An 11,707-nucleotide genomic window follows, 5' to 3' on the forward strand; every position below is an offset into this window, starting at 1 on the left:
CCGTTCCGGGCTTGGGGCGGACGGCCAACCGTGCATCCTACTTCTCCCCTCCTTACGAAGGAGGGGATTAAGGGGAGGTTGCACTAAGCCGGAATGTAGCACAAGGGCAGCTGCCTCTTTGAAGGCAGCCAACCCAATAGAACTGAAGGGAAGGTGGCGCCTCCCCTTCACATGCCGCCCAATCCCGCGAACCCAAAGCCCAAAGACCCAAGGGCAGCCAAAAGGGTCACGAAGCCCCAAACCCGCCAAAAGCGGGTTGAGGGGAAAAAGGAAAGGCAAAGGGGCGGATCGTACGCTCCGCCCCTCCCTCTCCTTAAAATGATCTCTTGTCCCCTCTCCTCTTAGGAGAGGGTCAGGGAGAGGTTGTCTTTCCTCCCCTCCTTACGAAGGAGGGGATTAAGGGGAGGTTGCATTTTCCCCTGCAAAATCCCCCCGATTTTGCAGCCCCCTCAAATTTCCCGCTACACCTGCGCCCAAAATTTCCAAAATCGCAAGTACTTTGCTTTCGTTTTTGCCAATCTCCAATCTCTAATCTCCAATCTCCGCTCCATTTTCCCGCCGTTTCTGCGACCCTCCCCGCAACTTCACAACAAAAATAACCCCATTTTGGGCTTGACAGATAAGGGGATAGGTATTAAAATCCCTACCCCTGCGGTTGACAGGTGCAGGTACGGGTGTCTGAACTCTTGACAGGGTTCGGCCCCAAATCTATCTTGGTCAACTGCTTGGATGAAACTGTTCGTCAGTCCCTTTAGAACGGCGTCCTACGGGAACCGCGGGATTGGAAACAGACTGCTCTTTGACAATTATATAGCGCGCACATTGTTTTGAAATTGTGCTGGCTCTTATTACGTCCTTTGACGGGAAACCCCGTTGCCGAAGTCCCCGGCTAACGCCGGGGCCAACTGGAAGCAGCAACAAACGGGGGGACCCGGAACCGAGATGCAATAGAGCCCTGTTTAATTCCAAACAGACGCGATCGTCCGTTTAGACGGATCATCGCTCTCTTGATAAAGAAAACAAACTTTATTGGAGAGTTTGATCCTGGCTCAGAACGAACGCTGGCGGCGTGCCTCATACATGCAAGTCGTACGGTGCTTTGGCCGCAAGGTTAGAGCGCCGTGGCAGACGGGTGCGTAACACGTGGGTAATCTTCCTTTATGTTTGGCATAAACCCTCGAAAGGGGGTCTAATTCCGAATAACGTGTCGGGTTGGCATCAACCCGACACCAAAGATGGCCTCTGCTTGCAAGCTATCACATAGAGATGAGCCCGCGCCCGATTAGTTAGTTGGCGGGATAAAAGCCCACCAAGACGTCGATCGGTAGCCGGCCTGAGAGGGTGTCCGGCCACACTGGGACTGAGATACGGCCCAGACTCCTACGGGAGGCAGCAGTAGGGAATATTGCGCAATGGCCGCAAGGCTGACGCAGCAACGCCGCGTGGGGGATGAAGGTTTTCGGATCGTAAACCCCTGTCGAGAGGGACGAAAGGTGAATGGGTGAATAATCCATTCGCTTGACGGTACCTTTAGAGGAAGTTCCGGCCAACTTCGTGCCAGCAGCCGCGGTAATACGGGGGGAACAAGCGTTGTTCGGAATTACTGGGTTTAAAGCGCGCGCAGGCGGAATGGCAAGTCCGGTCGTGAAATCCTCCGGCTTAACCGGAGAATGGCGCTGGAAACTGCCGTTCTAGAGTGCGGAAGAGGAAAGTGGAATTCACGGTGTAGCGGTGAAATGCGTAGATATCGTGAGGAACACCGGTGGCGAAGGCGGCTTTCTGGTCCGCAACTGACGCTCAGGCGCGAAGGCTAGGGGAGCAAACAGGATTAGATACCCTGGTAGTCCTAGCGGTAAACGTTGTGCACTAGGTGTGGGGTCCCGACGAGGGGCTCCGTGCCGCAGCGAAAGCATTAAGTGCACCACCTGGGGAGTACGGCCGCAAGGCTGAAACTCAAAGGAATTGACGGGGGCCCGCACAAGCGGTGGAGTATGTGGTTTAATTCGACGCAACGCGAAGAACCTTACCTGGGCTTGACATGCTTAGGACCGGAGTGGAAACATTCCTTTCCCGCAAGGGACCTTTGCACAGGTGCTGCATGGCTGTCGTCAGCTCGTGCCGTGAGGTGTTGGGTTAAGTCCCGCAACGAGCGCAACCCCTGTTCTTAGTTGCCACCGGGTTATGCCGGGCACTCTAAGAAGACTGCCCCGGGTAACGGGGAGGAAGGCGGGGATGACGTCAAGTCCTCATGGCCCTTACGTCCAGGGCTACACACGTACTACAATGCCCGGCACAACGGGAGGCAAGACCGCAAGGTGGAGCCAATCCTTCAAAGCCGGGCTCAGTTCAGATCGCCGTCTGCAATTCGACGGCGTGAAGTTGGAATCGCTAGTAATCGCGGATCAGCAGGTCGCGGTGAATACGTTCCCGGGCCTTGTACACACCGCCCGTCAAGCCATGGAAGCCGGAAGTACCCAAAGTCGCCCTCGGGCGCCTAAGGTAAAGCCGGTGACTGGGGCTAAGTCGTAACAAGGTAGCCGTAGCGGAAGCTGCGGCTGGATCACCTCCTTTCTAAGGAGTACAATCGGGGACCCTCCGGTGATACCTCGCGCCGAGCAATCGGCCGTGGGAGGGTTGCCCAAGCACGATTTTGAGGCGTGTGCGCGCTATTAAAGTTTACATCCGGCGGCGGGTCATCCGCCCGCCGCCGGAACAAGCTTTTAGTGTGGGCCGGTCCTTCCGACAAAAAAACGGAAGGGCTCCCTCGATGAAAATCGAGGAAAAGTGTTGAAATACGGGCCGCCAAAGCGTATGTTTGAGGCGTGGGCCTATAGCTCAGTTGGTTAGAGCGCGCGCCTGATAAGCGCGAGGTCAGTGGTCCGAATCCACTTAGGCCCACCATTTATTACAGAGACTGGAGATTGGAGATTTGAGATTGGCGAAAGCCAAGGACCAGTCCGAAACAGAGCCGGCCGGAAGGGCCGAGTATATAGGAGAACGAAATAGGAGACAAGGGAACGAAACCAGCAAAACCCGAGGAGGTGGTGACTGGCAGCGTTTGGCACTACGGTCCCGTTCCGCAAGCCCGATTGGGGCAGACGATAGGGGCCGACTGGAGACGTAGTTTAACGTTGAAACTAACAACCCAAACCCTCAGGAGGGGGAAATGAGTAAACGGTTAATACTTTTAACCATAGGAATTCTGACGCTGTTCGCCGTGTCGGTTTTCGCGACGGAAACGCGCGTGGCGACGATGGGGAACGGCGGGCTTTACCTGAAAGACGACGCCGGGATTTTCTTTTATCCCGGCACGATGAGCCAGTACCAGAAGATGGTCATCGCCGAGCACTATTCGAACTTTACTTCGAGCCACCACAGCCAGTTCAGCTACAGCGACTTCCGCCGGGTCGGCATCATCATGCCGGCGTGGGGGAGCGGAACTCTGGCTATCTTCGCCGGTGAGGATTCCGAGCACTTCAACACCGGCGGCGCCTTCCCGGGCCCCGGCTTCGACGAGCCCACCACCCGTTTCCTGGTTGGATACGGGATGAACACCGGCAACTCCTCCCTGGGTTTCCAGGTGGATTTCTCCGGCGTCCGTGAAGAGAACGGCGGATCTCCCGTTCAGGTCGGCACCAACGAGGTTTTCACGGCATCCACTTGGGGCTTCGGCTTCGGGCTTTCCACCCCGATGGGGGACTTGAACAACCTCGACTTCGGCTTCCGGCTGCGCATCGGCAGCTTTGAAGAAAAGCTGGACAGCTCGACCGACGTTCTGACCAACAAGTCGGACGGGAACATGGCGCTGTCGTTCGTTCTGCGCGACTACTATGCCTTGAACGACTATATGAACCTGGTGCCGGTGGGCGCTCTGGGGATCGCCTCCGAGAAGAACATCGAATATCAGGGAGCGGACAGCAATCTGTTCAAGTTCAACACCACCGCCTACGAGTTCGGGCTGGCCTTGCAGACCAAGCCGACCGAGAATTCGGAAATCATCGGCGGGGCGGGGTACCGGTCCGTCAAGTTCCGCGAAAAGATGTTTGACGACGCTTCGGGTGGGGACACCCTGATCACCGATTTCACCACCACGGACACCGATCTGCCCTTTGCCTGGCTCGGATTCGAGACGGCCGTGAAGAACTGGCTGCATTTCCGGCTGGGGGTGGAGAAGGTGATCGCCACGCACAAGGAAAAGGCTGAAAAACCGGTGGCCGCGGCCACGGCGGACGAGGAACGGAACGAGTTGAAGGAAACCGATTCCCCCTTGAGCTATGCGGTCGGCGTCGGCATTCATGCCGGCCCGGTGACGATGGACGCTGAAGTGACGAACGACTGGTGGAACGCCGGCCCGAATTTCCTTTCCGGGCAGAGTTACGCCGGCGGGATGTTCCCGCGGATTTCGTTCACCTATAATTTCAAATAGAGCCTTCAAAAGGGAGGGCGGCCTTGCCGCCCTCCCTATTTTTTTGTATAGTTAGCGCGGTAGAGTAGAAAGCGGGAAAAAAGAAAGCAGAAGGAACTTCGGGGATATAGCTCAATTGGCAGAGCACCGGCTTTGCAAGCCGGGGGTTACCGGTTCGAATCCGGTTATCTCCATTTAGGGAGTGCGGCTTGGGCGCTTTTGGCTGTCCCAAGTAAGAAGGATAAAGCTGATTCGCCCAGGAGGAGTTATGAAAAAAATTTTGTTTTTGGCCGCGGGGCTGTTTTTATTTTTCGGCACGGCGGGGGCCGTCGACAAGAAAGGAAAAGTCGGCCTCGGTTTTTTCAACGACGACGCCCCCATCGGCGCGCGCTACTGGGTCACCGACCGTTTTGGGGTTGATTTAGGATTCGGCATCAACCTGCGCAACGTGGTGGATTCCACCATCGACACCAATCTTTTGACCTCCAACCAGGATCCCTCCAAAAAATCGCTGGTGGATTTCCGCTTCGACGCCGGAATTCCGGTCAATTTGATACGGACGGAGAAGGTGAATTTTCTTTTCCGCCCGGGGTTCAGCTTCCAAGGAATTCCCTACTTCAATCAGCTTTTTCGGGATTCCGTGGTATTCCAACAGGTCATTTCGGACACGAGCTTCGACCCCACAGACTCCTCCATCAACTACGCCTACGACACGATCCAAATCCCCTTCGGCAGCGTTTTGGACACCATCACCGAGGAGAAGTCCAAAAGCTTTGACATCAACGTGACTTTGGGCATCGAATATTTCCCCGTGGAGAATTTTTCCGTCTCCCTTTTCCACGGCGTCGGCGCCCGCACCGAGAAGAAGACCAAAAACGGCAAGAGCTCGTGGGTCATCACCTCCCGGCCGTTTTTCAAGGGGACCAATCTCGGCTTCCGTTACTACTTTTAGCGGGAGGGGCGTATGAAGCGACTTATTTTTGCCTGCGCCCTCTTTTTTGCGCCGGCTTTAACGGCTGAGGGCCAGGAGACCACCCCGGCGGACACGGGGGCGGTTTCGATTCCAGGCCAACCCGGCACGGCGACGGACACCGGCATGACTTCCATCCCTCCGCAGGAACAGACACCAGCGGATACGGGAGTTCCCGCACCGGCGGATACGACTCCGGCGGTTGTCCCCCCCATACAGGAAACTGTTCCACCCACGGACACGGTTGCAGTGCCCTCCAATACGACAACCGAGCCGGCAGACACCACGGCGATTCCACCGGCCCCCTTGCCACCCCCGCGGGAAGCGGAGCCGGCGTCCGTGACCCCGCAGCCGGAGGGCGCCGCCGCGGAAGAGGAGGAGGCCGCGGAACCGAAGCAGCCCAACCGTGTGGGGCTTGGCTTGGTTTTCAACGACGAGGCTCCGATGGCCTTGCGTGCCTGGTTCAACCCCAAGGTCGGGCTGGATGTGGGGCTTGGAATCAATTTACGGCAGGTTGTGGATGAGCGGATTATTCCGCAGGATCCCGAGAGCACGACGACTTTTTTGGATTTGAGTTTTGATTTGGGACTTCCGGTGCGGGTGTTGCGGCATGACAAGGTGGATTTGATCGTACGCCCCGGGTTCGGCTTCCGCACCCGGCCCGAGTTTACCTTTTCCCTGGAAGACCCGAACGTGCGGGCGGTCGAGACGACCTTGGAACTGGAAATCAACGGCTCCATCGGCTTTGAATACTATCCGTTCGAGAAAGTAAGCTTCGGCCTGTTTACCGGCCTTGCCCTGGTCCAGACCCGGCCGGGCGGGGTGGGGAGCACCTCGGTCCGGGTGGAGAGTTTGCCCAAGAAGGCGGCGAATTTTACCTTTCGGTATTACGCCTTTTAGCCAGGGCGTTCGGAATCAATGGGTTGGGCCGGTTTTGCGGCCCGGAAAAGTTCGCGGGTTTGAAATAGGGCTTGCGTTTTTGGCGAAAGCCCGTATATTGAAAGTTTGCCCGCCCGGAATTTCCGGTTGCGGGAGGGTATTTTGTTCTTTGAAAACTAAATAGCCGTAGCGAGCATCTTCCAACACTCGGCCCCAATTCATCGGAGCCGGGTGTGCAAGGCCTTAGGATTTTTGGTCAAGTTACAAAGGGCGTACGGTGGATGCCTTGGCACCAGAAGGCGATGAAGGACGTGATAAGCTGCGATAAGCCCCGGTGAGCTGCAAATAAGCTTTGACCCGGGGATGTCCGAATGGGGAAACCCGCTCCGAGTAACGTCGGAGCATCCCGGAGCTGAATCCATAGGTTCCGGGAAGCGAACGGGGGAGAGTGAAACATCTCACGACCCCCAGGAAAAGAAAACGAGCGATTCCCCCAGTAGCGGCGAGCGAAGAGGGAACAGCCCAAACCGGAACTATGTTAAAGCGGGGACGCGTTGTAGTTTCGGTGTAGCGGGAGAAACCGGGCCGGAGTCCCTTCCGGCCGGAAAGTTACAAACCGGATTTATAGCCGAATTGTCTGGAACGACAAACCACAGCGGGCGATCGTCCCGTAGGCGAAATGAAGCCGGCTTTCCGGGTTTTTTCCCAAGTACCACGGGACACGTGAAATCCTGTGCGAATCCGCCCCGACCACGGGGTAAGGCTAAACACTATTTGGTGACCGATAGCGAACCAGTACCGCGAGGGAAAGGTGAAAAGCACCCCTGACGGGGAATGAAATAGTACCTGAAACCGTGCGCTTACAAGCTGTGGGAGCCTGTTTTTTGTCTTCGGACTTAAAACGGGTGACCGCGTGCCTATTGAATAATGATCCGGCGAGTTACTTCCCAGTCGCGCGGCCAAGCCGAACACCGGCCGAGCCAAAGCGAAAGCGAGTCTGAAACGGGCGTTGGTGGCTGGGAGTAGACCCGAAGCCAGGTGATCTAAGTATGGCCAGGATGAAACTTCGGTAAAACGAGGTGGAGGTCCGAACCTACAAACGTTGAAAAGTTTGGGGATGAGCTGTACTTAGGGGTGAAAGGCTAATCAAACTTGGAGATAGCTGGTTCTCCCCGAAATGTTTTTAGGAACAGCCTCGGAGCATAGACCGTTGGAGGTAGAGCACTGAATGGGCACGGGACCCTACAAGGTTACCAACCCCAATCAAACTCCGAATGCCAACGGTTCGTTTTCCGGGAGCGAGTCCGCGAGGGATAAGCTTCGTGGGCAAAAGGGAAACAACCCAGATCGTCCGCTAAGGTCCCGAAATTCCGGCTAAGTGGGAAAGGATGTGGGGCTACCTAAACAACCAGGATGTTGGCTTAGAAGCAGCCATCATTTAAAGAGTGCGTAATAGCTCACTGGTCAAGTGGTCCTGCGCCGATAATTCCCGGGGCTAAGCCGGGTACCGAAGCGGCGGGATTCGTCTCGATTCGTCGAGGCGGATCGGTAGGGGAGCATTCCGTTATAGGTTGAAGGCCGTCCGCAAGGAGGGCTGGACGAAACGGAAGAGATTATGCCGGAACGAGTAGCGATAAACACTGTGAAAAACAGTGTCACCGTAAGCCTAAGGGTTCCTGAGCAAGGTTAATCCGCTCAGGGTTAGTCGGCCCCTAAGACGAGGCCAACAGGCGTAGTTGATGGGAAAAAGGTAAATATTCCTTTACCGGCTTGAAGACGTTTGAGCTATGGGGTGACGCAGAAGCAAAAGCCAGCCGGGTGATGGATGTCCCGGTCTAAGCCCGTAGGAGGGGAAACCAGGCAAATCCGGTTTCTCAACTCCGAGAGGTTATGGGGAGCCCTTCGGGGCGCAAACTGGCCAGACGCTGGCTGCCGAGAAAAACCTCTATGCAAGTCTTCAGGTCGACCGTACCGCAAACCGACACAGGTAGGCGAGGAGAATATCCTAAGGTGCTCGAGATAACCCACGTTAAGGAACTAGGCAAAATGGCCCCGTAACTTCGGAAGAAGGGGTGCCTTTGCGGGTGAGATCGCACAGATCGAGCCCAAAAGGGCTACAATAAAGAGGCCTGGGTGACTGTTTACTAAAAACACATGTCTCTGCGAAGTCTAAAAAGACGACGTATAGGGACTGACACCTGCCCGGTGCCGGAAGGTTAAAGAGAGGGGTCAGCCGCAAGGCGAAGCTCTGAACTGAAGCCCCGGTAAACGGCGGCCGTAACTATAACGGTTCAAATTCGTTTCCCCATTTTCCGATTCGCTGCCCTGAAACGTTCGTCCCGGTTTTCCGGAACGGGCGAAATTAGGGCCGTTAACAAATCCGGCCATATGCTGGAACGTCCGGTGCATCCGGTTCTACGCGCATACATGCGTAACAACGAATCCGGTGCGGACAATCAGCAGGAAAGGCCCTTCGATTTTCCCGGAGCAGCGGCTCCGGGCTACCCGTAAAGGGTGATTGAAGGGAATCCCCAGAGACTACACGCCGGAGGGAAGGTCGCAAGATTTTCCCAAGATATAGTCCGACCTCCTTAGCGATATGGAGAATTCCGCAGAAATGACGGAATCCTCTTTCCGAATGGCGCAGGGCAATTCGCAAATTGCCCCTACGAAGGACGTCAGTACGGCGTTGACGAGGAAATACGAGATTCTTCGCTTCGCTCAGAATGACAAAATCGTGGACATTTGGATAGAGCGTAACAGATGATGCCTAAGGTAGCGAAATTCCTTGTCGGGTAAGTTCCGACCTGCACGAATGGTGTAACTACTTGGGCGCTGTCTCAACGTGGGGCTCGGCGAAACTGTAGCAGCGGTGAAGATGCCGCTTACCCGCATCGGGACGGAAAGACCCCTGAACCTTTACTGTAACCTGGCCTTGGGTTTTGGTTTATTCTGTGTAGGATAGGTGGGAGGCAATGAAGCTCCGGCGCTAGCCGGAGTGGAGCCAGCACTGAAATACCACCCTGGATGAATCGGAATTCTAACCAGCGGCCTTTAACGGGCCGTGGGACATTGCCAGGCGGGCAGTTTGACTGGGGCGGTGGCCTCCTAAATTGTAACGGAGGCGTTCAAAGGTTCCCTCAAGCCGTTTGGTAATCGGCTGCAGAGTGCAAACGCACAAGGGAGCTTGACTGCGAGACAAACAAGTCGAGCAGATGCGAAAGCAGGAGTTAGTGATCTGGCGGTAGCGCGTGGAAGCGCCGTCACTTAACGGATAAAAGGTACTCTGGGGATAACAGGCTGATCTCCTCCGAGAGCTCATATCGACGAGGGGGTTTGGCACCTCGATGTCGGCTCATCGCATCCTGGGGCTGGAGAAGGTCCCAAGGGTTTGGCTGTTCGCCAATTAAAGCGGTACGTGAGCTGGGTTTAGAACGTCGTGAGACAGTTCGGTCCCTATCTGATGCGGGCGCAGGAAACTTGAGTGGAGCTGTCCCTAGTACGAGAGGACCAGGATGGACGAACCTCCAGTACACCAGTTGTCGCGCCAGCGGCATGGCTGGGTAGCTGTGTTCGGACGGGATAAGCGCTGAAGGCATATAAGTGCTAAGCCCACCACAAGATAAGGTTTCCCGTCGCAAGACCTAAAGGCCCCTGGAAGACTACCAGGTTGATAGGACGCCGGTAAAAGCCCCGAAAAGGGGCGAGCCAAGCGTTACTAATCGGCCGTGCGACTTGACCATAAATTCTTAGGCCGGATTTCCAATTCTCCCCGACCTCCGCTATGAGGAAGGGATACGAGAATTCGGAATCCATAACGAAGATGTTCCTACGGCTATTTGAAAATTTGCACCTCACCCTCGGTCCCTCTCCACCCGTGGAGAGGGAGGAGGGAAGGTCGAAAAGTTTCCGGCGACCATAGCGGCGGGGAAACACCCGTTCCCATTCCGAACACGGCCGTTAAGCCCGCGTGCGCCGATGGTACTCCTCGGTTTCCCGAGCTGGAGAGTAGGTCGTCGCCGGGAGTAAATAAAAAATCCCCTCCGATTGAGGAGGGGATTTTTTTGTGACCCGACTTGCAACACCTTGCCTATTCTCTTAACTTCGGCGCAATGGCGGAATTGATTTGGGAAGGGAAATACAAGGACGGCAAAAAAGTCGCCCCTGTTCGTATTGCCCTGCCCTTTCAGACCGTGGAAACGGTAAACGAAAGCGCCCAAGAGCGCCAGAAAATGTTGGGGCTGTTTTCCTCCGGCCAGCAAACCGAATGGCGCAATCGGCTGATTTGGGGGGATAAAAAATATGTTCTGCCTTCGCTTTTGCCGGATTTCGAAGGCAAGGTAAATCTGATTTATATCGACCCTCCTTTTGACACCGGCCAAGATTTTTCATTCGTCTCGACAATCCCCGAATTTGATGGCGAAAGTGACAAAGAGGTGCTTGAATTCATAAAAGAACCGAGTGTCATTGAGCAGAAAGCGTATCGAGATACATGGGGTGGAGGTTTAGATTCTTACTTGGAGTGGTTTTACGAAACAGCAGTTTTGTTACGCGAGCTTCTGGCAGACGACGGAAGCATTTATGTGCATTTAGATGTTCACAGAGGGCCTTATGTGAAAACTGTTTTAGACGAAGTTTTCGGCATTGAAAATTTTCAAAATGAGATTGCTTGGTATTACTATAACAAACTCCATGATAGCCGTAAAAAACTTCTTCCTAAAGCATTTGACCAAATTCTCTATTATGTAAAATCAAAATCCAGCGGTTATACCTATCATGCCTTAAAGGAAAAGCGCGATTCTCCAGTAAAAAAGCTTAAATACAAAAAAGTTGGCGGGAAAATCCAGAATGTCTTTGATGAAAGTGGAAAAGCTATCACTTATATGAGCGAAGAAAGAACAGTTGACAACGTTTGGCGTATTCGGTGTCTACAGCCAGCAAATAAAGAAGAGCGGGTCAATTTTGATACCCAAAAACCAGTTGATTTAATTGAGCGAATCCTGTCAATTAGCAGCGATGAAAACGATTTAGTATTGGACTGTTTTTGTGGCTCGGGGAGTTCGCTTGTAGCTGCCGAAAGAATGCGGAGACGATGGATAGGGTGTGACCTTGGGAGATTTGCTATTCACACAACTCGCAAACGACTTATGCAAATTCCAAATGTTCGACCCTTCGTGGTTCAGAATTTAGGAAAATACGAAAGGCAGGCGTGGCAGGCGGCGGAGTTTCCGGTGGAAGTAGGGAGAAAAGAGAATACCGAAGCAAACTACCGGAAATTTATCATAGAGCTTTATCATGCCACACCAGTATCGAGTTACACGTGGTTACATGGCACAAAAAACGGGCGGATGGTTCACGTTGGAGCGGTGGATGCTCCGGTTACGCTTTCGGACGTAAAGGCAATCGCCTCGGAAGTATGGCGGGCGATAGGAACGGGAAAAGATTCTCCCAAA

4 protein-coding genes, 2 tRNA genes and 3 rRNA genes are annotated in these 11,707 nt (G+C 54.5%); all 9 read left to right on the top strand.

What is annotated here, in order from left to right; translation table 11 throughout:
* The first annotated feature begins 1,026 nt into the window (after window positions 1-1,026).
* A 16S ribosomal RNA gene (locus VNL73_04555) occupies window positions 1,027-2,571 on the top strand.
* A 253-nt stretch (window positions 2,572-2,824) separates the two neighbouring features.
* Window positions 2,825-2,901 (top strand) — tRNA-Ile (locus VNL73_04560).
* A gap of 265 nt (window positions 2,902-3,166) precedes the next feature.
* A complete protein-coding gene (locus VNL73_04565) occupies window positions 3,167-4,426 on the top strand; it encodes a hypothetical protein (protein ID HXF48683.1) in 1,260 nt (419 codons plus the stop codon).
* A gap of 100 nt (window positions 4,427-4,526) precedes the next feature.
* Window positions 4,527-4,599 (top strand) — tRNA-Ala (locus VNL73_04570).
* A 74-nt stretch (window positions 4,600-4,673) separates the two neighbouring features.
* A complete protein-coding gene (locus VNL73_04575; protein HXF48684.1) occupies window positions 4,674-5,357 on the top strand; it encodes a hypothetical protein in 684 nt (227 codons plus the stop codon).
* A gap of 12 nt (window positions 5,358-5,369) precedes the next feature.
* Entirely contained in the window at window positions 5,370-6,275 is a 906-nt protein-coding gene (locus VNL73_04580; protein HXF48685.1) for a hypothetical protein, read from the top strand.
* 233 nt (window positions 6,276-6,508) lie between these two features.
* Window positions 6,509-9,997, top strand: a 23S ribosomal RNA gene (locus VNL73_04585).
* A 165-nt stretch (window positions 9,998-10,162) separates the two neighbouring features.
* Window positions 10,163-10,279, top strand: a 5S ribosomal RNA gene (gene rrf / locus VNL73_04590).
* Window positions 10,280-10,366: 87 nt separating this feature from the next.
* Window positions 10,367-11,707, top strand: a 1,341-nt coding sequence (locus VNL73_04595) for a site-specific DNA-methyltransferase (protein ID HXF48686.1), incomplete at its 3' end; no start/stop codon positions are given.

Source organism: Verrucomicrobiia bacterium (genome assembly GCA_035574275.1).
In the GTDB taxonomy this organism is placed as follows: domain Bacteria; phylum Zixibacteria; class MSB-5A5; order DSPP01; family DSPP01; genus DSPP01.